At 63.3% G+C, this 22,504-nt stretch carries 19 protein-coding genes; 9 read left to right on the top strand and 10 right to left on the bottom strand.

What is annotated here, in order from left to right:
- Nucleotides 1-130: 130 nt before the first annotated feature.
- Nucleotides 131-1,930: a ShlB/FhaC/HecB family hemolysin secretion/activation protein gene (locus VKR55_RS05790; protein ID WP_324400644.1), complete on the top strand. Its 1,800-nt coding sequence runs from the start codon at nucleotides 131-133 to the stop codon at nucleotides 1,928-1,930.
- A 16-nt stretch (nucleotides 1,931-1,946) separates the two neighbouring features.
- On the opposite strand, the gene VKR55_RS05795 is transcribed toward VKR55_RS05790, so the two are convergent.
- The 3 genes from VKR55_RS05795 to VKR55_RS05805 are packed head-to-tail and all read right to left on the bottom strand — an operon-like array spanning nucleotide 1,947 to nucleotide 4,980.
- Nucleotides 1,947-2,978 carry an L-idonate 5-dehydrogenase gene (locus tag VKR55_RS05795; protein ID WP_324400646.1) on the bottom strand — a complete coding sequence of 344 codons (1,032 nt, stop codon included), beginning with the start codon at nucleotides 2,976-2,978 and terminating at the stop codon, nucleotides 1,947-1,949.
- A 24-nt stretch (nucleotides 2,979-3,002) separates the two neighbouring features.
- The gene (locus tag VKR55_RS05800; RefSeq protein ID WP_324400648.1) at nucleotides 3,003-3,770 is read right to left on the bottom strand and encodes an SDR family oxidoreductase; all 768 of its coding nucleotides are present in this window, start codon (nucleotides 3,768-3,770) and stop codon (nucleotides 3,003-3,005) included.
- Between the two features lie 10 nt (nucleotides 3,771-3,780).
- Entirely contained in the window at nucleotides 3,781-4,980 is a 1,200-nt protein-coding gene (locus VKR55_RS05805) for a mandelate racemase/muconate lactonizing enzyme family protein (protein ID WP_324400650.1), read from the bottom strand.
- A 152-nt stretch (nucleotides 4,981-5,132) separates the two neighbouring features.
- Between VKR55_RS05805 and VKR55_RS05810 the strand changes: the two genes are divergently transcribed.
- Together VKR55_RS05810 and VKR55_RS05815 are read left to right on the top strand one after the other, a co-directional pair.
- Entirely contained in the window at nucleotides 5,133-5,894 is a 762-nt protein-coding gene (locus VKR55_RS05810; RefSeq protein ID WP_324400652.1) for a GntR family transcriptional regulator, read from the top strand.
- Nucleotides 5,895-5,923: 29 nt separating this feature from the next.
- Nucleotides 5,924-7,294 carry an MFS transporter gene (locus VKR55_RS05815; RefSeq protein ID WP_324400655.1) on the top strand — a complete coding sequence of 457 codons (1,371 nt, stop codon included), beginning with the start codon at nucleotides 5,924-5,926 and terminating at the stop codon, nucleotides 7,292-7,294.
- A 69-nt stretch (nucleotides 7,295-7,363) separates the two neighbouring features.
- On the opposite strand, the gene VKR55_RS05820 is transcribed toward VKR55_RS05815, so the two are convergent.
- Nucleotides 7,364-7,678, bottom strand: a complete 315-nt coding sequence (locus tag VKR55_RS05820; protein ID WP_324400657.1) for a hypothetical protein — start codon at nucleotides 7,676-7,678, stop codon at nucleotides 7,364-7,366.
- A 369-nt stretch (nucleotides 7,679-8,047) separates the two neighbouring features.
- On the opposite strand from VKR55_RS05820, the gene VKR55_RS05825 reads away from it, so the two are divergent.
- Nucleotides 8,048-8,368, top strand: a complete 321-nt coding sequence (locus VKR55_RS05825) for a hypothetical protein (protein ID WP_324400659.1) — start codon at nucleotides 8,048-8,050, stop codon at nucleotides 8,366-8,368.
- Between the two features lie 14 nt (nucleotides 8,369-8,382).
- On the opposite strand, the gene VKR55_RS05830 is transcribed toward VKR55_RS05825, so the two are convergent.
- The 3 genes from VKR55_RS05830 to VKR55_RS05840 all read right to left on the bottom strand — a co-directional run bounded on the left by VKR55_RS05830 (nucleotide 8,383) and on the right by VKR55_RS05840 (nucleotide 14,593).
- On the bottom strand, nucleotides 8,383-9,969 hold the full coding sequence (locus VKR55_RS05830) for an efflux transporter outer membrane subunit (protein WP_324400661.1): 1,587 nt from the start codon (nucleotides 9,967-9,969) through the stop codon (nucleotides 8,383-8,385).
- Between the two features lie 65 nt (nucleotides 9,970-10,034).
- On the bottom strand, nucleotides 10,035-13,295 hold the full coding sequence (locus tag VKR55_RS05835; protein WP_324400663.1) for an efflux RND transporter permease subunit: 3,261 nt from the start codon (nucleotides 13,293-13,295) through the stop codon (nucleotides 10,035-10,037).
- A gap of 50 nt (nucleotides 13,296-13,345) precedes the next feature.
- On the bottom strand, nucleotides 13,346-14,593 hold the full coding sequence (locus VKR55_RS05840; RefSeq protein WP_324400666.1) for an efflux RND transporter periplasmic adaptor subunit: 1,248 nt from the start codon (nucleotides 14,591-14,593) through the stop codon (nucleotides 13,346-13,348).
- Nucleotides 14,594-14,874: 281 nt separating this feature from the next.
- On the opposite strand from VKR55_RS05840, the gene VKR55_RS05845 reads away from it, so the two are divergent.
- A complete protein-coding gene (locus VKR55_RS05845; protein WP_324400668.1) occupies nucleotides 14,875-15,549 on the top strand; it encodes a response regulator transcription factor in 675 nt (224 codons plus the stop codon).
- Nucleotide 15,550: 1 nt separating this feature from the next.
- Complete coding sequence (locus tag VKR55_RS05850; protein ID WP_324400669.1) at nucleotides 15,551-16,918, top strand: sensor histidine kinase; 1,368 nt, start codon at nucleotides 15,551-15,553, stop codon at nucleotides 16,916-16,918.
- Here VKR55_RS05850 and VKR55_RS05855 read toward each other — a convergent pair.
- Both VKR55_RS05855 and VKR55_RS05860 read right to left on the bottom strand, forming a co-directional pair.
- Nucleotides 16,915-17,115: a hypothetical protein gene (locus tag VKR55_RS05855; protein ID WP_324400671.1), complete on the bottom strand. Its 201-nt coding sequence runs from the start codon at nucleotides 17,113-17,115 to the stop codon at nucleotides 16,915-16,917. The genes VKR55_RS05850 and VKR55_RS05855 overlap by 4 nt on opposite strands.
- A gap of 643 nt (nucleotides 17,116-17,758) precedes the next feature.
- Entirely contained in the window at nucleotides 17,759-18,808 is a 1,050-nt protein-coding gene (locus VKR55_RS05860) for a hydroxyacid dehydrogenase (protein WP_324400673.1), read from the bottom strand.
- Nucleotides 18,809-19,090: 282 nt separating this feature from the next.
- On the opposite strand from VKR55_RS05860, the gene VKR55_RS05865 reads away from it, so the two are divergent.
- The 3 genes from VKR55_RS05865 (at nucleotide 19,091) to VKR55_RS05875 (ending at nucleotide 20,710) form a co-directional block, all read left to right on the top strand.
- A complete protein-coding gene (locus VKR55_RS05865) occupies nucleotides 19,091-19,648 on the top strand; it encodes a decarboxylase (RefSeq protein WP_324400675.1) in 558 nt (185 codons plus the stop codon).
- Between the two features lie 8 nt (nucleotides 19,649-19,656).
- Nucleotides 19,657-20,271 carry a thiamine pyrophosphate-dependent enzyme gene (locus tag VKR55_RS05870; RefSeq protein ID WP_324400677.1) on the top strand — a complete coding sequence of 205 codons (615 nt, stop codon included), beginning with the start codon at nucleotides 19,657-19,659 and terminating at the stop codon, nucleotides 20,269-20,271.
- Nucleotides 20,272-20,353: 82 nt separating this feature from the next.
- Nucleotides 20,354-20,710 carry a VanZ family protein gene (locus tag VKR55_RS05875; RefSeq protein WP_324400683.1) on the top strand — a complete coding sequence of 119 codons (357 nt, stop codon included), beginning with the start codon at nucleotides 20,354-20,356 and terminating at the stop codon, nucleotides 20,708-20,710.
- A 93-nt stretch (nucleotides 20,711-20,803) separates the two neighbouring features.
- Here the strand turns inward: VKR55_RS05875 and VKR55_RS05880 are convergent.
- Nucleotides 20,804-22,504, bottom strand: a 1,701-nt coding sequence (locus tag VKR55_RS05880; protein WP_324400679.1) for an acetate--CoA ligase family protein, incomplete at its 5' end; no start/stop codon positions are given.

A 22,504-nucleotide genomic window follows, 5' to 3' on the forward strand; every position in this document is an offset into this window, starting at 1 on the left:
TGATTCCTCGGGCTTTCTCACCGTCAAGCCCGAGCATCTACCGGAAAAGTTTCAACATCCGCTTAGTGGTGCGCGCGATCTTCCGGCGCCGGATTAACCATTCATTGACCATAAAAATCTATGAAAAATCATGCGGCTAAGGTTCTTCCGGGCGTTCGTGCAGTTTCCTCCGTGGTTCTACGGAGAGGCGACCGCGCGAGCGTCAGTCGTCCCACACTGGGCTACCCTTTTTGCCGCTGTGTGGCTCGCGCTGTCGCTGATCACAGGACCTGCGAACGCACAGCAGGCCAATCCCGGCTTCGATCCGCGCCAGACCGAAAAACATTTTGAGGACCTGCAATCCGCAAATGGCCATCCCGCGTGGCCGTCCCTGCGGGTGCCGTCGCTGGCGCGGCAAACCGTCACCGCGGACAACAAACCGAAATTCCTGCTCCGCGGCGTCGTTGTGACCGGCGCTACGGTCATCCCGCCCGAGCAGCTCGCCGCCAGCTACCGGCCCTATCTCGGACGGCAGGTGTCGCAGGCCGACCTTACGACGATCGCACAGGCTATCGGCGAGCTCTACCGCGCCGCCGGCTTTCACTTGAGCCGCGCCATCGTTCCGCCGCAGGACATTGCCGACGGCCGTGTGCGCATCCGGGTGATCGAAGGCAGCATCACCGACGTGACGCTCAAGGGTGACGGCGCCGAGCAATTCGGCGTCAGGCCGTTGCTCGACCCGGTACTGGCCGAACATCCGTCGCGGCTCGCGACGCTGGAACGGCAATTGCTGCTGATCAACGGCCGGCCCGGCGTGCGCATCACCGACTCTGCGATCGAGGAGATCGGCGGACCGACCGGTTCGTTCCGTCTCGTCCTCACCTTGAAGACCTGGCACGTCTATACGTCCCAGGGGCTGGACAATCTGGGCTCGGCGGCCGTTGGCCCCTGGCAGGCCTATGCCGCCGCGGCGTTCAATTCGTATTTGAGACCGGGCGATACGCTCGCGGTCAATCTCTCGACGATTGCCAACGACCCGCGCGAGCTGGGATTCGGCCGCATCGCCTATGACACGCCGGTCGGCACCGACGGCTTGCGCATCGGCGGATCCGCTCTCTTTAGCGAAGTCCACCCCGGCGACGACCGCCGCCTCACCAACGACAACACACGCACCGAAGCCTATGAAATCCACGGCAGCATCGTTCCCGTGCAGTCGCAGCGTTCGACGCTGACGCTGACGGCGGCCGCCGGGTTCAGCAATGTCAGCGAAAACGACGTGTTCGGACCGATCTACATGGATCATATCCGCGCCGTCAGCCTGACGTCTGCCTACCGGCTGAAGGATGAGTTCGGTGGCACCAATTACGCCACGACGACGTACCGGCAAGGGCTCGACATCTTCGGCGCCTCGCAGTTCGGCGACAACTTCGTCTCGCACTTCGGGGCTGCGCCGAATTTCTCGGTGCTCGACTTCTACTATACGCGCTATCAGACGCTGAACGATGCATGGTCGGCCAGGATCGCGATGGCGAGCCAGACCGCCTCCGGTCCGCTCTACACGTCCCAACAATTTTATCTCGGAGGAGCCGCCTTCGGACGCGGCTATGGCGCGGCCGAAATCTCCGGCGATAACGGGCTCGCCGGCTCGTTCGAGCTGCGCTTCGACCGGCACCCGAACTTCCGCTACCTTGCGGGCTACCAGCTCTATGGCTTTGTCGACGCGGGCGCGGTCTGGAACGACGGCTATCGCGTTGGTGATGGCCTCGCGCTGACCTCGGCCGGCGGCGGCGTTCGCTTCTTCCTGTGGGACCACCTGCGGGCCGACATCGGCGTCGCCTTCCCCCTCAGCTATCGCGCGCCCGACAACGAAATGCGCAACGCGCGGCTGTTGTTCTCGGTCTCCAACGCGCTGAAACTCTGTCCCGAGCGCGGATCGGGGCACTGCCTCTAAAGCGCGCCTTCGACAACTAGAACGTCAATTGGACCTTCATCGACTTCGAACGGTCGGTTGCGAGCTCGAAGGCTTCGACCGCCTGCTCGAACGGCAGCGACGCCGAGATCAGTGGCTTGACGTCAAGCCGGCCCTCGCCCATCAGCCGCAGCGCCAGCTCGAATTCGGGATCGAAGCGGAAGGTGCCGCGGAGCTTGAGTTCCTTGGTCACGATCGCGTTGACCGGCAGCGTCATCTCGCCGCCGAGGCCGACCTGCACGATGACAGCGCCGGGGCGCAGCAGATCGAACGCGAGCCGCAGCGCGGCCTGATTGCCGGACGCCTCGAACAGCACGTCGAACACTCCCTTGCCGGCACGCCAGGGATCGAGGTTAGAGGCATGCGTGGCGACATTGATGGCGTGGCTCGCGCCAAGCTTGCGCGCTACCGCAAGCGGTGCATCCGCAACATCGGTCACCACGATCTCCGCCGCGCCCGCGTAGCGCGCGACCACCACCATCAGCGCACCGATCGGGCCGCAGCCCGTCACCAGCACCCGCTTGCCCATCAGCGGCCCGGCCTGGTTCGCAGCATGCAGGCACACCGCGAGTGGCTCGGCCATCGCCGCTTCGGCCAGCGAGAGTTTTTCGGCAATCGGGATCGCCTGCGCGGCCTCGACCGTCACGTGCTCGCGAAAGCCGCCCTGCACGTGGGGATTGCGCATCGCGCTGCCCATGAAGCGCATGTCGAGGCATTGGTTGCGCATGCCTTCCTGGCAATGGATACAGGTCCCGCAGGGCCGGCTCGGATTGACTGCGACGCGCGCGCCCGCCGAAAGATGCGCAACACCGCTGCCGACGGCTTCGACCACACCGGCAATCTCATGGCCCAGCGCCATCGGCTCCTTGATGCGCACGGTGCCGAAGCCGCCATGGTGATAATAATGCAGGTCCGAGCCGCAGATGCCGCCGGCCGCGATTTTCACGCGTACTTCGCCGGCGGCCGGCGCGGGATCAGGGAAATTGTCGATCCGCAAGTCCTTCGGAGCATGAATAACGACTGCGCGCATGATTGGTCCTCCCGCCGGCTGCGATCACATCGCGGCCAGCATCCCTCCATCGACATAGACGATCTGGCCGTTGACGTAATCGGACGCCGATGACGCGAGGAAGATCGCCGCGCCCACCAGCTCGTCGGGACGTCCCCAGCGCTTTGACGGAATGCGCGACATCAGCCAGGAATTGAAGTCGGGATTTTGAATCAGCGCCTGGTTCATGTCGGTCGCCATGTAGCCGGGGCCGATCGCATTGGCCTGGATTCCGCTCGCCGCCCATTCCACTGCCATCGACCGCGTCAGCGTCTTGATGCCGCCCTTGGCCGCGGTGTAGGGCCCGACGGTTGCCCGCGCGAGCTCGCTTCCGAGCGATCCGATATTGATGATCTTGCCGCGCCCGCGCGCAATCATGCGCTTGGCCGCCTCGCGGCCGATCACGAAGGCGCTGGTGAGATTGGTCTCGATCACCTTGCGCCACTCCTCGGTGGTGAACTCGACCAGCGGCTTGCGCCGCTGGATGCCGGCATTGTTGACGAGAATGTCGATCGCAATGCCTGCCCGGTCGAAGCTCTCGAAGGCGCCGACGATGGCGGCCTCATCGGTGACGTCGAAGGCCGAGCCTTCCGCGCTCAATCCCGCGGCGCGCATCTCCTTGACTGCCGCCTCGACGCGCGCGGGATCGGTGCCGTTGATGACCAGCCGCGCGCCGGCCTTCGCCATGCCCTCGGCAATGCCGCGGCCGAGCCCGCGCGAGGAGCCGGTCACGAGCGCGGTACGGCCCGACAGATCGAACAGACTGGTCGACATTTCAATTCCTTCAGGCGTTGGTGCGGCGCACGGTGAGATCGGAGCGGGAGAACACCGCCGGCTTAAGATCGACGCCGAGGCCCGCTCCCTCCATCGGATAGACATAGCCATCCTTGATCACTGGCATCGTCGTGACAAGCTCGTTGTACCAGCCCTTGTAGAAGGCGCGCACCGATTCCTGGATCAGCGTGTTGGGCTGGCTGAACGACATGTGGATGGCGGCGACGAAGCCGACCGGCCCGATGCAATCATGCGGCGCGAACGGGCGGTGATAGGTCTCGGCCATGGCCGCGATCTTGCGCCCCTCGGTGAGCCCGCCGGTCCAGCAGAGATCGGCCATCACCACATGCATGGCGTCGCGATCGAGCATGTCCTTATAGGGATAGCGCGAGCCGAGCGTCTCGCTGGCGCACACCCACACGTCCGTCGAGCGCGCATACTCGGCGAGCGCCTGCGGCGAGTTCATGCGGATCGGGTCTTCGTACCAGGTCGGCCCGTAGGCTTCCAGCACGCGCGCGATCTGCTTGGCGGCCGGCAGATTCCACAGCGAGTGAAACTCGACCATGATCTCCATCCTGTCGCCGACGGCCTTGCGGATCTTCTCGAATGGCGCGACCGCCTTTTTCATCTGCTCGGCGGTGATGAAAAGGCCCTGGTTCTCCTGCGCCGGCGGATCGAACGGCCAGATCTTCATCGCGGAGACGCCGCTCTCGAGCAGGCTTTCGGCGAGCGCATCGGCGCGGTTCATGAAGCCGTCGAGATCCTCGTAGGGACCTTCACTTTCGCCGAGGCTCCAGTTCGAAACCGGGCGGATGTTGGTGGAGCGCACATATCTGGTGCCGGCGCAGGTGTTGTAGATGCGCTGCTTGTCGCGGCAGAGTCCGCCGAGCATCTGGTGCACGGGTTGACCGCAGACCTTGCCGAACAGATCCCATAGCGCGATGTCGATCGCGGATGCAGCGCGGTATTCGACGCCGGTCGAGGATTGCGCCATCGGCAGATTGAGGAGGTCGCGGTGGATCGCCTCGATCCGCAGGGGATCGCGGTCGAGCAGGCGCGCGGCGAAGGTGTCGTGGATCTGGGCTTCGACCGCGCCCGCCCCATAAAAAGTCTCGCCGAGCCCGATCAGGCCGGCATCGGTATGCAGACGCACCCACAGCACATTGGCGAATTCGTCGGTGCGCAGAGTCTCGATCGACTTGATCTTCACGCTTAACCTCCTCCCAGCACCTTAAGCTGTTCTAATCGCGGCCGTTTTCGGCCGACGCAAGTGCAAAGTCATAACGACCCTTGTAATATATCACAATATGTTTATTGTGAGGTCAGGGCTGCGCTTTTCAGATGCGGCCGGAGGAAACCTCATTGGCTCGGCGCAAGAACGCACTCGAAGTCGTGCATCCGGACAAAGGCGGCGCGCCCGCGCGGCAGAACCGCGTCAACTTCTTCGAGCTCGCCTACCAGAGGATCGAGGACCTGCTGGTCAATTGCGAGCTGAAACCCGGCCGTGCGCTCACCGTGCAGGAATTGCAGCACCTGACCGGCTTCGGCCGCACCCCGGTGCATGCCGCCGTCAACCGCTTCGCCGCGGACACGCTGATCATCATCCACCCGCGCCATGGCCTGCAGATCGCCCCGATCGATCTCGCGCGTGAGCGACTATTGCTTGCGCTTCGCCGCGACATGGAGCGCTTCGTCATTCGCCTTGCGGCCGAGCGCGCCAGCCTCTCCCACCGCAACCAGGCCCTCCATATCGAGCGCGTGCTGCGCGAGCGGCACGATACGCTCTCGATCGACGACTTCAATAAGCTCGACCGCCGGATCGATGCGCTGATCCTGGAAGCCGCGGGCGAGCCCTTCCTGGCGCATACGCTGCGGCCCCTTCACACCATCTACCGCCGGATCGGCTACATCTTCCACCAGCATCTGCCCGGACACACCGATCTCGCCGGCACCATCAACGCCCACCTGGCGATCCTCCATGCGGTGGCCAACCGTCGCCTCGAGAGCGCGGTTGCCGCCAGCGACGCGCTGATCGACTTCATGGATCAGATGTTCGAGGCGATGGAATCCGGAATTGACCCAGGCCTGCTCGATTGCAGCATCGAGCCGTTGCCGGGAACGTAAACACGACAAGAGCGATACGGGGAAAAAACATGTCAACAGCAGCAAGCCTGCCGCAGCAGCAGGCAATCATGCAAGGCGCGGTTCGCCATCTGATCCAGAACTACAGCCCCAAGGGCAACAAGGTCGGCTGGCTGATGATGGCCTCGATCCTGGTCGAGGCCTGGGACCTCTACTCCATCGCCTTTGTCCTGATCTTCATCCATGATCAGTACCAACCCGATCCGTTCATGCTCGGGCTCGCGGCCGCGGGCACACAGGGCGGCGCCATGATCGGCGCGCTGATCGGCGGCTGGCTTTCCGACAAGATCGGCCGGCGCGTGATGTTTCTCGCAACGATGATCATGTTCATCGTGCTGGCGCTGGCCCAGGCCTTTGTGCCTGGCGTGACCTCGCTCATCATCATCCGCTTCCTGCTCGGCATTCCGCTCGGCAGCGATATCTCGACCGGCTACACCTACATCATGGAGTCGATGGCCAAGGGCGATCGCGAAGTGATGGGCAATCGCTGGCAATTCATGTTCGCGGTCGGCGAGGTGCTGACGCTGGCGGTGATCGCGATCTTCCTGATCGCCAATCTCAACCACGAGATCGTCTGGCGCATCACGCTCGGCCTCGGCGCCTTGCCCGCTCTCATCATCCTGATCATGCGTCACGACGTGCCGGAGACCGCGGTATGGCTGGTGCAGCAGGGCCGCTTCCGCGAGGCCAAGCAGGTGGCGCGGCAGATGTATAACGACCCGCTCGACATGCTGCCGGACCACGACGTTACCTTGCCGAAGGCGCGGACGAGCGCCTTCCTCGCCGATCTGCGCACCGATCCGGTCCGCTGGCGCGCCACGCTCTACGGCTGGATCGCCTGCTTTGCCCAGGCGAGCGAGTTCTCGACCTTCGCGTTCTACCTGCCGGTGCTGTTTGCAATGGTCGGCGTGGCGAGTGTGCTCGGCAACAATCTCGTGACCATGGCGCTGTTCTCTATCGCCGCGGTGTCGGGCTGGGTCGGACCGCTGCTGACGCCAAAGATCGGCCATCGCGGCATCGGCATCGCCGGCTTTGCCATCGTGCTGGTGTCGCTCCTGATCGCGGCGGCCGCGCTCTACACCGGTCACAAATATGTCCTGCCGTTTGCCGCGGCCGCCATGTTGTGGGGGCACTACTGGGACGCCTCGAACTGCATGACCATTCCGACCATGGTGGCGAAGCCGGAATATCGGGGAACGGCGAGCGGCTTTGCCTACATGTTCGTGAAGCTGCCGTCGTTCCTTGCGATCTTCCTGTTCCCCTCGCTGTTCGCGGCGATCGGACAGGCCAATGCCACGCTGTTCGTTGCGATCTTCCCGCTGATCGGGCTTCTCGCCGCGATCTTCATCCTGCCGGAAGTCTACGGCTACGAGCACGATTGAGACGGCACGCCGGGAGGACGACAAACCGCGTCTGCCTCCGGCGAGGCCCGCCCACGCGGCTTGTCGCGTTCAGAACAGGCGGAAGGATGACTCCAACAAGGCCGGGTCGCAGGCCATCCTGAGCCGCTGGCCTTGACGTGGCGGCGGCGCCTGCCATGGGATCTCTCGCTCAACCGTTGTCACAAACGGCTGACCACCCGCCGGTGTGACGCGCAAGGTGGCGCGGTAAGTGTGGTGGAAGGCGAGCCCGACCGGCAGCTCCTCGGAATAGAGCACCTCGACAAGGCAGGACTGCATGGCGCTGCGGTAAACCTGTCCCGCCTTCGCTGCGCCCGGAACCACCACGCCGGCCAGCATCATCACGGCAACGATCGAACGCTTCACCAGAGTCTCCTGCCTGCTGCCCGCTCGCGGAAATCCTACAACAAACATCCGCGCCGATCTGGAAATTTCATATCCCTTCGCTTTCGATTTTTTAACCACAGCGCGCTGCGTGCTCACTGGTCATCCATCGCTTGAGTCGCGCCGCGCGAGCCGCGGACCATCGTATCGACTTTCGGATGTTTCGCGCGCCACAGCGGTCCGAAAGCGATTCGGCGGCGGCCCCCTACGAAAGATAGCAGGACAACCACTTGGAATTTCGCCAGTTCGTCTCTTGTGGCCACCACGCGATCGGCTTATTTTCTTGCTGTTCGCCGGGTACGAATTGCTATTTTGGCCAGCGCACGGGTTTGCGCAGATCGGAAGCAGGCAATGCCCACGGAAGCAGGAAGGGGCTTGAAGCCAGGCTCGTTTTCCTTTGTCAGAACGGCCGGCCTGGTCGCTCGCACAATCGTTATCCTCCTGCTTGCTGTGCTGACCGCCATCGTCGCCAGCCCCCAAATGGAGCGACTCTCAACACTGCTCGATACGCCAAGCGATCTGGTTCGGATCATGCTGGGCTTTGCGGTCTGCGTATGGTGCGTCATCAATCTCTTTATTCTGCCAAAGGATACCGAGGCCTATAGGAACTGGCTTTATCTTGGAGCCGTGCTGGTGCCATTGGCAGTGCTTTGCACCATCGTCGTCTGGTAGGCTTATCGGACCGCTTACGTCCTCGGTTGAAGCGTGAGCGGAGCCACGGGTTGTGGCGTGACCGAAGCTTCGCCCAGCGCGCATTGGCGCCACACCGGGCTCCTGCATGATGTCGGCCAACCGCCGCCTAGCGCCACAAACAAGGCCGCCGTGTCCGAGAGGCGATTGGCTTCCGCCTGCACCTTTGTCACGAGAGCGTTGAGATAGGTCTGCTGCGCATTGAAGACTTGCACCTGGCTGACCTGCCCCTGCTTTAGCTGCTGCTCGACGATATCGAGACTTGCTTTCGCGGTCTCTTCCGCATGGACAGCCGCCTTCAGGGCCCGCGCATCCGCTTGCAGCGAGCGAAGCGCGTCGGCCACGTTCTGGAACGCGGTGATGACGGCCAGGCGATAGACGGCTTCCGCCTGTTTGAGGGCGGCTTCCGCCGCCTTCTGCTTGTTGTAGAGGGTGAAGCCGTCGAAGATCGGCGCGGTGACGCCCGCCGCGATCGTGTAGAACCCGGTTCCCGGGGTAAAGGCCTGGGCATAATTGTAGGCGGACGTTCCACCATTGGCCGAGATCAAGACGTTCGGCAGGCGCGCTGCGATCGCGACGCCGATCTGGGCGCTTGCCGCGTGCATGGCGGCTTCCGCGGCGCGTACGTCCGGCCGCTGATCGACCAGCTTGCCCGGCAGGCTGACCGGCAGGTTGGTTGGCAGCTTGAGATGGGCGAGATCGAACTTCTGCATGATCTCGTCGGCGGGAAGCTGGCCGACGAGCGCGGTCAGGAGATCGCGCTGCACCCCCAATTGCTTGGCGAGGGGCGGCAGCAATTGCTCGGCCGCGGCAAGCTGCGCTTCCTGCGCCAGCACATCGGCGCGCGCGGCTTGACCGGCCTTCTCCTGGTCTTTCAGAATGCCGAGCAGGCGGCGCTCGATCGCGATGACGCGCTCGGTCGCGGCGATCTGTCCGCGCAGCGAGGCCTCCTGGATCGCGGCGGTGACGACATTGCCCGTCAGCGTGAGGTAGGCCGCCTCGAGCTGGAACACGTTCTGCTCGGTCACGGCATCGAGATTCTCGACCGCGCGGAAATTGCCGCCCCAGATGTCCGGTATGAAGCTGACCGTGAGCTGATGGGTGACCAGCGAGAACCGGGTTTGATCCACCGAGTCCAGCGGGACGCCGAACACGGTCCCGGCATTGGAATTGAGAATTTCGGAGCTCGTCGAGTTGCCGGTGACTTGCGGCAACCAGATGCCGCGTTGGGCCAGCGCATTGTAGTTTGCGATCTTGATGGCGGCTTCGGCCGACTGGAGGGTCGGATTCTGCTCGACCGATTGGCGGATCAGATCGTTGAGCGGCTGGTTGCTGAACGCCGCCCACCAGCGCGCCGAGACGGCTGCGCCGTTGACAAAATGCTGGGAGGCGACGGGGGAGCCTTCGCCGGCTCCGCCGCTGGCGTCCGCAAGATGGCCCGGCAGGTAGCCTTTGGCATCCGGCGCCGGCGGCGGCACGAAGTTCGGCCCGACGCAGCCCGCTAAGGCCAGCGCCAGGAGAGCCGTGAACGTCCATGCGGCGGCGCGGGTCGTCCTCCCGGAAGACCCCCGACGCGGTGCCACAAGCGACCCCCGCGAAACAGTGCGCCCCATCCGCTTCACACGCACGAGTCCATCACCCCCGTTGATCAAATCGCGTCCGTATCGGTCGCCGCTTCATCCGGCGGTCCGGAAGATGCCATGGCTGGTGTTGTATCCCTCGCCAGGAAAATCCGCCGTAGCGCCGGGGCAACGACCAGCAACAATAAGGGCCCTATGAACATGCCGCCAACGACCACCGTTGCCAGCGGTCGCTGCACCTGGCTGCCGATACCATGCGAGATCGCCGCCGGGAACAGGCCGACACCGGCCGACAGCGCCGTCATCAGCATCGGCCGCATGCGCTGCTCGGCGCCGCGGAACACCGCTTCAGCCACGTCCATGCCCCTGGCGCGAAGCTCGCGGAAATAGGTGATGTTGAGAATACCGTCCATGACGGCAACGCCGAACAACGAGATGAACCCAATGGCGGCCGAGACGCTGAAATCAAGGCCGGCAAGGTAGAGCGCGATGATGCCGCCCCCAACAGAGAACGGAATGCCGGCGAGCGCCAGCAGGCTGTCGCGCATCGAGTTGAACAGGCCGTAAAGCAGCACAAGGATCAACAGAAGCGTTATCGGGATCACGATCAAGAGCCGGTGCTTGGCCTTTTGCAGATCCTCGAACTCGCCTGACCAAAGGATATGATAGCCGTTCGGCAGCTTGACCGCGCTGGCGATCCGCTCCTGCGCCTCCGCGACCGTGCTGCCGAGATCGCGCCCGCGCACGCTGAACTTGATCGGGATATAGCGCTGGCTGCGCTCGCGGTAGATGAAGGAAGCACCGGTATCGAGCGAGATGTCCGCGATCTCGCTGAGCGGGACGTAGCCGTTACCGGGTCCCGGCGTGTTGAAGGCGACCTTGAGGTTGCGGATTGCATCGATGCTCTGGCGATACTTCGGCAGGAGACGCACAGCGAGCGCAAACGTGCGGTCGCCCTCGAGGACGGTCGTCGCATTGGTGCCGCCAAGCGCAGCTTGCAGCACGGTATTGACGTCCCCGGTGTTGAGCCCGTAGCGAGCGGCCTTCTCGCGATCGATCTTGATGTTGAGATTGGGCTGTCCCATGAGGTGGAAGATGCCGAGGTCCTCGACCCCCTTCACCTTCGCCATCTCCGCCATCACCTGCGCGCCGAGTTTCTCCAGCACCTCGAGATTCGGGCCGACGATCTTGACCGAGTTGGCGCCCTTCACGCCCGACAGCGCTTCCTCGACATTGTCCTGGATATATTGGGAGAAGTTGAAGTTAATGCCGGGCAGCTCCTCCTCGAATTCCTTCTGCAGCTCCTCCGTCAATTTCTCCTTGGTGAGCCCCGCGGGCCATTCATCGAACGGCTTCAAGGGAGCAAACAGCTCGACATTCGAGAAGGGTGATGCATCGCTGCCATTGTCCGGCCGACCGTGTTGCGACACCACGGTGATGACCTCGGGATGCCGCAGCAGGATCTCGCGCATCTTGCGGGTCGGCTCGGTTCCGGCTTCCAGCGACATCGTCGGCGGCATCGATGCCCTGATCCAGAAATTGCCCTCCTCCAACGCCGGCAGGAATTCGCTGCCGAGCCGAGAGGCGGCAAGAAGGCTCAGGCCGAGAAACACCACGCCCAGGACCACGGCCCATTTGAGCTTGCTGAGCGCCCATCTCAGGACCGGCGTATAGCTCGCGCGCAAGGCACGCACAAAAATGGTCTCGACCTCCTGGATGTGCTGGGGAAGCAACAAGCGTGCGAGCACCGGCGTCACCGTAAAGGTCGCAAGCAGAGCGCCGGCAAGCGCATAGCCGTAGGTGCGCGCCATCGGCCCGAAGATCTGTCCCTCGACGCCCTGCATCGTAAATAGCGGAATGAATGCGGTCACCGTGATCGCGGCGGTGAAGAACACCGCCCTGTCGACCTGCAGCGCGCTGACCAGGATCATGCGCAGCCGCTCGGGCCAGGGCTGCCCTCCACCGCCAGGCGAGCTCGACGACGTCGGGTCCGGTCCCCAATAGCCATCGGCGAGGCGCTGCAGCAGGCTGGTGCGCTCCTCCGCGCTGGCTTGGAAATTCCGGTAGATGTTCTCCATCATGATGACGGCGGAGTCGACAATAATGCCGAAATCGACCGCACCGAGAGACAAGAGGTTGGCGTCTTCGCCGCGCAACACAAGGATGATGATGGCAAAGAACAGCGCAAAGGGAATGTTGATGCCGACGATGATGGCGCTCCTGAGGTCACCGAGGAACACCCACTGGATGAAGAAGACGAGGAGGCAGCCGAAGATGAGGTTGTGCAGGACGGTGTGCGTCGTCACGCCGACGAGCGAGGTCCGATCGTAATAGGGAACGATCTTCACGCCCGGCGGCAGGCTGCCATCGCTGTTGAGCTTTTTGACTTCCGCCTCAACCTTGGGAATGACGTCGTTGGTGTGCTGCGTGCGCCCCATCACGACGATCGCCGCGGCGATATCGTCTTGGTGATCCCTTCCGGCTATGCCAAGCCGCGGCACATAGCCGACGGAGACCTTTGCGACCTCCTTGATCTGGATCGGAAGGCCGTTCGACTGGGTCAATACGACGTTCTCGATGTCCCGGATCTTGTAACCCTTGGTCACGTCGTCGGCGCCGCCGGAGTCGACGAGCCCGATGCCACGAATGTTGACCGATTGCTGCCCGATCTGGATCTCGCGGCCGCCGACATTGATATTGGCGTTGCCGAGCGCGGAAATGAGCTGCGGCACCGTGATATTGTAGGCCTCCAGCTTTTCCAGGTCGGCGTCGACGTTGAACTGCTTGGTCGTTCCGCCCCAGGAGTTGATCTGCACCACGCCCGGGACGGTGAGCAGGCGCCGTGTCACGATGTAGTCCTGCACGGTTCGGAGATTGGTCAGGCCGAAATGCGGTGGCCCCACGATCTGGTAGCGATAGATTTCGCCGACCAGACTCGATTGCTGGATCTGAGGAATCTGGTTTTGCGGCAGCGTGACGTTCTGCGTCAGCATGACCTGGGCCTGCGAGAGCGCGAAGTAATAGTCGACGCCATAGGCGAAGGTGACGCGGACGAACGACAGGCCATAAAAGGAAGTGGAGCGGATATTGACCACGCCCGGCGTCGGGTAGAGCCCGACCTCCATCGGGATCGTGTAGTATTTCTCCATCTCCTCAGCGGAAAGGCCGGGGGCCTGGGCGGTGATTTCGAGGATCACCGGCGCGGGATTGGGGTAAGCCTCGACGTTGAGCTTGGTGAACGCGATCAGCCCCGCCGCGCAAAATACCAGGATGCCGAGCACGATGATCGCGCTGCGCGTCAAACCGAATACAAGGAGAGACTTGATCAAGAGAACCTGCCGTACCTGTCGTCGTTCTTTTCAATCGGCACGATTGCGGCTTAGCCTGCTTCGCCCAGCAGCAGCTTGTTGCTCAGGTACACCGCGCCCTCGGTGACGACGGTTTCACCCGCTTGAAGGCCGTCGAGAATCTGCACCCAGCCGTCCTGCCTGAGGCCGGTGGTCACGGTTCGCTTGACGAAGTGGCGGCGGTCGGTTGTGACCCACACCGTCATCGTGCCGTCGCCTTCGCGGACCACGCCGTCGGCCGGCACTGCCAACGAGGTGACGGGGTCGCCCACGCGGACAACAAAGCTCGCATACATCCCCGAGCGCAGGAGATGCTCGGGATCATCGATCACGGAGCGCACAAGCTGGCGGTGCGAGTTCGGATCGATCGTCGACCCCAGATTCGTCACATGGCCGGTGAAGACCTTGTCGGGGTAAGCCGGCACGGTCATCTGCACTTCCTGCCCGAGCTTGTAGGCCGGAGCGTCCGTCTCGATGACGTTGGCGATCATCCACATCGTCGAGATGTCGACGACCGAGAACGGCGCCGGCGCGTTGCCGGGCTGCGTCAGGAATCCCGGCGCGGCATTGCGCGCAACGACACGTCCCGTGATCGGGCTCTTGACCACCAGCGTGGAATCGACCTTGCGGTTGATCAGGATCTGCTCGATTTCGGCATCGGTCTTGCCGAAGATGCGCACGGCATTCTGGGCGGCCTTGAAGTTGCCTTCCGCCGTCTGCTCATCCGACGTCGCCTGATCGACGTCCTTCTGCGCCATCCCGCCTTGCTTCAGCAATCCCGTCGCGCGCGCCAGCGTCTTCTTCTGCAATTCGAGCACGCCCTCCGAGGCGAGCAATGTCGATTCCGCCTGCAGAAGATCGGGACTGTCGATCGTGAACAGGATATCGCCCTGCTTCACATCGTCGCCGACATTGTAGAACGCCTTCAGGATCTTGCCTGGATACTGGGAAAAGACCTGAACCAGCATGTTCTCGTTGAAGTCGACGGCGCCGACAGCCGTCTTCTGGATTTGGAATTCATGCGTGCCGAGTGGGCCGACCTTGAGCGCTGTCGTCTGCTTCTCGGACAGATCGAGCGACTGCTCGGCGGCGGCGCCGCCACTGCCACCACTAGTGTCGGCAGACCGATCGGTGCTCGCCGTCGTAAGCGCTTTCCGGCTGGTCTGACCGTCGGCAAGACCGATAAGGTCCCTGCCCCAGATCAGCGCAGCACCGGCCACCGCCACCACGATGACAAGCACCCATCGTGAGCGCCTCGACGCATTCAGCAAGATATTCACCCTGTTATCTTATCGTTCCGCCGGCAAACAGCGCTCGAAAGCCGCAAATTGCGCTGTTAGTCAAGCTGGTCGTTCCACGCGGCGAAACCTAATTCATCGCGCTTACGCACACCTTACAGACCGGCTTTCAAGGCTTTGAGCCTTAACATTTTTTCGCCTTTCAACGTGTTGAGAGTTAATATCTTTTGCACAGTCCCCGCGTGGCGAGGTTCGCGCTGCTTGATCGAGCCGAGCGAAGGGGGGCGATTCGATCCCGGTCTCGCCGGGTGGAGCACTGCCAGATGCGGTTGTTGATCGTGGAAGACAATGAAGAGCTCGCAGACCTCCTGGCCAAGGGGCTGAAGACGGCCGGCTACCAGGCCGACGTATTGTCGACGGTCGAAGAAGCGCGCGCGGTTCTCACCACGACGTTCTACGCCGCCCTGATTCTGGACCTCGGCCTGCCCGACGGCGACGGGCTCGAGCTGTTACGCGAGCTCAGGCAGCGCGGCAATCCTATGCCGGTGCTGGTGCTGACGGCGCGCGGCGGCCTGAACGACCGCGTGCAGGGCCTGCGCAGGGGCGCCGACGACTATCTGGTGAAGCCGTTTGCGCTGGAGGAATTGATCGCGCGGCTGGAGGCGCAATTGCGGCGCCCGGGCCAGTTGCTCGGCTCGAGCCTGCGCATCGCCAACCTCGCCTTCGACACGCAGAACCGGCAGGCCTCGATCGATGACGAGCCGCAGGTCTTGTCGGCGCGCGAAACCGCGGTGCTCGAGTTGCTGATGCGCAGCAAGGGACGCGTCGTGTCCAAGAAGCAGGTCGAGGATCACATCTTCGGACATTCCGGCGAGGTCGCCTCGAACGCGGTCGAGGTTTACGTGCACCGCCTGCGCAAACAACTCTCCGAGCGCGGCGCCAGGGTTCAGGTGCACACCATTCGCGGCGTGGGCTACCTCATTGCGGAGGAAAAATAACGTGCCGAGATTCCAGTCGGTCATCTCGCGCATCGTTTTTCTGCATGTGGTCGCGGTGGCGATCACCTCGATCCTGATGTCGCTCGCATTGTCCTGGCTGCTCTCCTATGCGACCGACAATATCCACAACAAGTCGATGCAAGAGCAGGCCATGGCCGTCGGCGATCATCTGAGCGCCTTCCCCGACGGCAAACTGAAGCTTTATCTTCCTCTCGATCTCGTCGGCCTCTACTCGCAGCCCTATGGCCGCTATGCCTATGCCGTCGTCGATGATCGCGGCACCGTGCTGTTTTCGTCGCGAGAGGATCACGCTGCCCTGTTTCCCGCCGATCCGCGCGGGGCGAGCACCGCGTTCCTGCAGCAGCGGCGCGGCGGCGCCACCATGTCGGGCGCCAGCGTCAGGCGCACCATCGATGGCCACACTGTCTGGATCCAGGCCGGCGAGGATCTCGCCAACCGCGACGTGTTGACCGACGATATCGTCGCCGACTTCTATCGGAGTGTCGGCTGGATCACGCTGCCGATCCTGCTCGTTCTCCTGATGGCCGATATCGCGATCTTCCGCCGTGCGCTGCGGCCACTGCGCGAGGCGAGCGAAATTGCCGAGCACATTGGGCCGTCGAAGCCGGGCGTGCGGCTGCCGACCGGTGAAATGCCGCGCGAGGTGCGCCCGCTCGTGTCGGCGGTCAACCAGGGCCTCGACCGGCTCGAGGAAGGATTCCGCATCCAGCGCGACTTCACGGCGGACGCTGCCCATGAGCTGCGCACGCCGCTGACGGTGCTGAGAACGCGCATCGATCTGCTGGAAGATCAGGGCATGCGCCAGGCGCTGCTCCATAACGTCGACGGCATGGCCCACATCATCGGCCAGCTTCTGGACATCGCCGAACTCGACACGCTCGTCATCGATCCCGAGCAGAAGGCCGACCTTCACGCAGTGGCGACCGAAGTCGCCGAATTCGTGGCGCCGCTCGCGCTGGCCCAGGGCAAGGACGTCGCGCTGTCGGGTCCGGAGCAACCGGTCTGGGTCAGGGGCAATCCGGAAATGCTCGGCCGCGCCATCCTCAACCTCGCCGAAAACGCCATCAATCACACGGCGGCGGGATCAACGGTCGAGTTCGTCGTCGAGGAAAACGGCACGGTCAGCGTGCTCGATCAAGGCCCCGGCATCGGCGAGGACGAGCGGAACCTGATCTTCCGCCGCTTCTGGAGGCGCGATCGCCGCAAGCATGGCAGCACGGGGCTCGGGCTTTCGATCGTGCAACGGATTGCGGAGCTGCACGCCGCCGATGTGACCGTGGAAAACCGCAAACCCAAGGGCGCCCGCTTCTCGCTCAAATGCGTGCCGCTGGCGCGGCGTCCAGCCTAGGCTGCCCTGACTTCGACCCGATCGGCGTGCAGCGACCACTCGCACAGCCGCTCGCTTTCGCAGAACTTCTTCTTGGCCAATTCGGTAGCCTGGTTCTCGTTCAACGCGTCGATTTCGAGGGAACTCTGGCAGATTTCGATCTGGCGGCCATTGCCGCCGAGCACGTCTTTCTTGAACAGGACAACGTACCTTGACATGGAACCCTCCCCGCTGAATGGGCAGTATCTTTTCCCTATCATGGCCGGTCTGGCGCCAGCCTTGCTGATCGAGATCAGGCGCCACAATCTGGGAGGAAAGTTGATCGGAGCCGATCCGGAGTCAAGTTTAATTCACGCGCGGGGGCCCCACGACGCCGCCACCACAGCGCCAGCGAGTGCAGGCAAGCGCGAACCTTGCGGAGATTGAATGTGCGTAATTTGCGCGAGCGTATTGCCGTCGTGCTGATCCATCAGCGCGACCGATATCCGGGCGCCGCGCCACAAAGCTCCAGGTCGGCGATGCTGCGCCGGCCCCAATAGATGCCGTACTTCTGCGAGAGTCTTTAGGCGCCCGCGTCGGGCAGGCTCGCGGCCGCAATCGCCACGAGCTCGGCGATGCGCCGGCGGAGCTTCGGCGTCGAGCGGAGCAATGAGCGAACCCGTTCCATTGCAAAAATCCTTCTGCGCCGGCGGCGGAACCGCCCTTAAGGCTATGGCGCACAAGGGAAAATGGTCGCTCGCAACCCGACTGTCGAGACATCTGCAAAAATAGCAATGGACTGCCATCCGCGGTTCGAGTGGCAGTGGCTTTGTTGCGTTCGAAGAAGGAGCAGCGGAGAAATTTTTCTCCGCAAGGACCGTCCTATTTCGGGGCAACGCCAAAAGTCCGTGCGAAACGCTCGCTGTAATGCGGCCAGACCTCGGGATTGATGATGCGCGGCGGCCTCTTGCCGTCGAGCGCGGTGAGGAGCTGCTCGGCCGCGATCCGGCCCATGTTCTCGCGCGCCTCGCGGGTGACACCAGCCGTATGCGGGCTCGCCAGCACGTTGTCGAGCTGCAGCAACGGATGCTCCGGCGCCGGCGGCTCCTTGGACCAGACATCGAGACCGGCGCCCGCGATCGTCTTCGCACGCAGTGCGTCCAACAGCGCGTTTTCGTCATGGATGAAGCCGCGCGCGGTCGTGATGAAATAGGCGTGCGGCTGCATCAGCGCAAATTGCTTCGCGCCGATCATGCCGCGGCTCTCCTTCGTCAGCGGGCAATTGATCGAGACGTAGTCGGAGCGACGCAGGAGATCGTCAAGCTCGACCTTCTCCGCGCCGCGCGCTTCGATCTCGGACGCCGACAGATAGGGATCATAGGCCAGCACCTTCATGCCGAGCAGGCCGCTGCACAGCTCGGCGATGCGGCGGCCGACATTGCCGATGCCGACGATGCCGATGGTGCGGCCCTGCGCTTCCGTGCCCATCAGCGCGTTGCGGTTGACGTCGCGCTCGCGGCGCAGTGCACGATCGGCCTCGATGATGCGCTTCGACAGCGTGAGCAGCATGCCAAGCGCATGTTCGGCGACCGAGTAGGCGTTGCCGCCGGACTGGTTGACGACAAGTACGCCTGCCCTGGTGCAGGCGTCGACGTCGACGGGATCAAAGCCCGCGCCGTTGCTCGAGACGATCAAGAGGTTCGGCGTGTGCTTGAGGAACTCGTCATGCACATGGAAATGCGGCGCGAGCTCGTCGCGCGCAGCGCCAATCTGATAGGCATGCGCGGAGGAGAGAACCGGCGCGAAATCGTTTTCCGGGCTTTCGTTCTCAAGCCGGTCCAACCGCACGTCGGAGCGCGTTTTGAGGATATCGGCGTAGATTGGGTGGGCGAGATATTTGACGTAGAACACGCGCTTGTTGTTGACAGTCATCGATCGGCTTTCAGTTTTCAGAATCCGTGGAGCTTTGCCGGATTGGCGCCCAGGATGCGCTCGCGCGTTGCCGGATCCGGCGTCGATTGTTGAAAAAGCTAGAAGAGATGCCCGGCATCGGGCGGCGGAATTTTCTTATTGCACAGGGACGAACGGCTTCGCACGCCTTCGAAATGCAGACCACATCCTTTCCGCGGCATGTTGACAATCCCGCTCGCTGCGTCAAGTTGCGCCCAGGCACGGCCGGCTTCAACGATGGTCGCAAGGATGAGGGAGTACGCGATGGCAGTCGCGGAGCAAAGAATTTCGCCACAGGCTGCGCAGGAGCAAAGCTGGCACGGCATCGTGCTTGAGACCTTGAAGCGCAACGAAATCCGGCTCGTCCCCTATGTCCCCGATCGCGTGCTGACGACGCTGATCAAGAGCCTGCACGCCGATCCTTTCTTCACGACCTTCCCGACCGCGCGCGAGGAAGAGGCCGTCGGCATCGTCTCTGGCGCCTGGATGGGCGGCATGAAGGGCGCGGTGCTGATGCAGACCTCGGGCTTTGCGACGCTTGCCAACGTGCTGGCCTCGCTCGCGATCCCCTACCAGATCCCGCTCATCATGTTCGTGTCCGAGCGCGGCACGCTGGGCGAGTTCAATTACGGCCAGTCGCTCGTCTGCCGCACCATGCGGCCTGTGCTGGACTCGCTGGCGATGGAGCATCATACGGTGACCCGGCTCGACGAGTTCGAGTTCATCGTCGACCGCTCGATCAAGCAAGCCATCACCACGCAAGCGCCGGTGGCGCTGATCCTGTCGCCGCTCCTGACCGGCGGCAAGGTGTTCGACAAGTGAGTGCCGCCATGAACGCAACAGGCAACCCCCCTGCCCGCAACACCAAGGTGATGAACCGCTTCGACATCACCTCGCGCCTCATCGGCAAGCTCAAGAACGAAGAGGCCGTGATCGGCGGCATCGGCAACACCAATTTCGATCTGTGGGCCGCCGGCCACCGTCCGCAGAACTTCTACATGCTGGGCAGCATGGGGCTCGCCTTCCCGATCGCGCTCGGCGTTGCGCTGGCGCAGCCGAAGCGGCGCGTGTTCGCGCTCGAAGGCGACGGTTCGCTGTTGATGCAGCTCGGCTCGCTCTCGACGATCGCAACACTTGCGCCGAGAAATCTCACGATGGTCGTGATGGACAACGGCATCTACCAGATCACCGGCGCGCAGCCGACGCCGGCCGCGGCGGTAAGCGATATCGTGGCGGTTGCGGTCGCAAGCGGCATCGCCAATAGCGCCTGGGCCGCCGATGAGGAGGATTTTGAGCGCCTGATCGAGCAATCGATGTCGGCTTCGGCCCCGACCCTGATCGGCGTGCGTATCGACGACAAGCCGGGCGTGGGAACCACGCCGCGCGACCCCGTGCAAATCCGGGAACGCTTTATGCACGGCATGGGCGTGCGGCAGCCGCTGTGACCAAAGGCGTTAACCACACGCATATCGTGAACGAAGCGTAAGGCCACCCTGGCGGCAAATGTGCTATGGCGGTCCCATGACCATGACTATCTTCCTGCGGCTTTTCGCCTGGCTGCTCGCCGCCGCCGTCACTTTCGCCACGTTGGGGCCGCCGGCCTACCGCCCGCATGCCCCCATTACGCATGTTGGCGAGCATGGGCTCGCCTTCGTCCTGGTCGGTCTTGCCTTTGCACTTGCCTATCCAAGGCAGCGGCCAATGGTCGCGAGCCTGACCGTTGTTCTGACCGGCGTGCTCGAGCTGCTGCAACTCTTGGTGCCCGGACGGCACGCGCGGCTCGAGGACTTCGTTGTCGACGCGCTTGCCGCCCTCGCCGGCTTCGCACTCGCCGTTATTGTCGAACGGCTGATGCAGTTGCATCAGCACGCCAAGGCCCACTGATAACAAGGCTCACTGACAGCAAGGCGCACTGACAAAATCCCCGCGGCGTGAAGTACCGCAAGGATTTTCAAGCCGTCGATCCCGTTACAGGCCTTAAAGCAGGCCCGCTCCGCGCGCCCATTTGTATTTGGCGGCAAGCACCTCGACCGGAATCTCGGTCGAATAGGCGTAAGCCGGGATGCCGTGCTGGTAGAGATATTCGGCCGCCTCCTCGACCTCGACGTCGCCGGCGAGCGACGCCACGATCGGTTTCACAAAACCCTTGGCCTCCATCTCCTTCTTCACCTCGACCATGTTGCGCGCGAACACCATCGGCGGCGTCACGATGGTGTGCCAGTAGCCCAGGATCAGCGCGTGGATGCGCTCGTCCGACAGGCCGAGCTTGACGGTGTTGACATAGGTGATCGGCGGCTCGCCGCCGGTGATGTCGACGGGATTGCCGGCGGCGCCGAACGGTGGAATGAACTTGCGGAAGGCCGCATCCAGATCCGGCGGCATCGGCATCAGCGACAGGCCGTTGTCCACGACGGCGTCCGACAACAGCACACCGGAGCCGCCTGCGCCCGTGATGATCAAGACGTTCTCGCCCTTCGGCGTCGGCAGCACCGGTACGCCGCGCGCAAAATCCAGGAGTTGCCGCAAGCTGCGGGCGCGGATCACGCCGGACTGCTTGAACACGTCCTCGTAGATCTTGTCGTTGCCGGCAAGCGCGCCGGTGTGGGACGAAGCGGCCTTCGCGCCGGCCGAAGTGCGACCGGCCTTGAGCACCACGACAGGCTTCTTCTTCGACACGCGTTTGGCGGCTTCGGCGAACGCGCGGCCGTCCTTCAAGTCTTCGCAGTGCTGCGCGATCAGGTTGGTGTTGGGATCCTGCTCGAAGAAGGCAAGCAAGTCGTCCTCGTCGATGTCGGACTTGTTGCCGAGACCGACGATCGCGGAGACGCCCATTTTGGCCGAGCGCGAGAAGCCGATGATCGCCATGCCGATGCCGCCCGACTGCGACGACAGCGCCGCATGACCCTTGACGTCATAGGCGGTGCAGAAGGTCGCGCAGAGACTGGCGGGCGTATAGTAGAAGCCGTAGATATTCGGTCCCATCAGGCGAACGTCGTATTTCTTGCCGACCTCGACGATCTCGGCCTGCAATTCGGGATGGCCGGCTTCGGCAAAGCCCGACGGAATCAGCACGGCGCCCGGGATTTTCTTCTCGCCGCATTCGGCGAGCGCGCCCGCGACGAATTTGGCGGGAATCGCAAACACCGCCACATCGATCACGCCGGGTACGTCCTTGACGCTCTTATAGGCCTTGTAGCCAAGGATCTCGTCCGCCTTGGGATGGATCGGCAGGATCTCGCCCTTGTAGCCGCCGTTGATGAGGTTCTTCATCACCGAGTTGCCGATCTTGCCGTCCTCGGCGGAGGCGCCGATCACTGCGACCGCCTTCGGCTGCATGATGCGGTTCATCGCCTTGACGATTTCCTCGGTCGGACGCGGCTTCGGCCGCGGCTTGTAATCGAAGTCGACGACGATGCGCACGTCGGCCGCGATCGCGTCTTTCTTGGTGGCGAACACCGGATTGAGATCGAGTTCGACGATTTCGGGGAAGTCGCTGACGAGCTGCGATACCTTGACGATGACGTCGGCCAACGCCTCGCGGCTGACGGGATCCCCGCCACGGACGCCCTTCAGCATGTCGTGGGCCTGGATGCCGTCGAGCATCGACAAGGCGTCGTCCTTGGTGGCCGGGGCGAGACGGAAGGTGACGTCCTTGAGCACCTCGACCAGCACGCCGCC

Source organism: Bradyrhizobium sp. (assembly GCF_035309285.1).
GTDB lineage: Bacteria > Pseudomonadota > Alphaproteobacteria > Rhizobiales > Xanthobacteraceae > Bradyrhizobium.

Bases quoted from the DNA above. Each gene is read 5' to 3' on its own strand.
- VKR55_RS05790 (WP_324400644.1), top strand. From the start codon at position 131: ATGCGGCTAAGGTTCTTCCGGGCGTTCGTGCAGTTTCCTCCGTGGTTC.
- VKR55_RS05795 (WP_324400646.1), bottom strand. From the start codon at position 2,978: ATGCGCGCAGTCGTTATTCATGCTCCGAAGGACTTGCGGATCGACAAT.
- VKR55_RS05800 (WP_324400648.1), bottom strand. From the start codon at position 3,770: ATGTCGACCAGTCTGTTCGATCTGTCGGGCCGTACCGCGCTCGTGACC.
- VKR55_RS05815 (WP_324400655.1), top strand. From the start codon at position 5,924: ATGTCAACAGCAGCAAGCCTGCCGCAGCAGCAGGCAATCATGCAAGGC.
- VKR55_RS05825 (WP_324400659.1), top strand. From the start codon at position 8,048: ATGCCCACGGAAGCAGGAAGGGGCTTGAAGCCAGGCTCGTTTTCCTTT.
- VKR55_RS05845 (WP_324400668.1), top strand. From the start codon at position 14,875: ATGCGGTTGTTGATCGTGGAAGACAATGAAGAGCTCGCAGACCTCCTG.
- VKR55_RS05855 (WP_324400671.1), bottom strand. From the start codon at position 17,115: ATGTCAAGGTACGTTGTCCTGTTCAAGAAAGACGTGCTCGGCGGCAAT.
- VKR55_RS05860 (WP_324400673.1), bottom strand. From the start codon at position 18,808: ATGACTGTCAACAACAAGCGCGTGTTCTACGTCAAATATCTCGCCCAC.
- VKR55_RS05865 (WP_324400675.1), top strand. From the start codon at position 19,091: ATGGCAGTCGCGGAGCAAAGAATTTCGCCACAGGCTGCGCAGGAGCAA.
- VKR55_RS05870 (WP_324400677.1), top strand. From the start codon at position 19,657: ATGAACGCAACAGGCAACCCCCCTGCCCGCAACACCAAGGTGATGAAC.
- VKR55_RS05875 (WP_324400683.1), top strand. From the start codon at position 20,354: ATGACTATCTTCCTGCGGCTTTTCGCCTGGCTGCTCGCCGCCGCCGTC.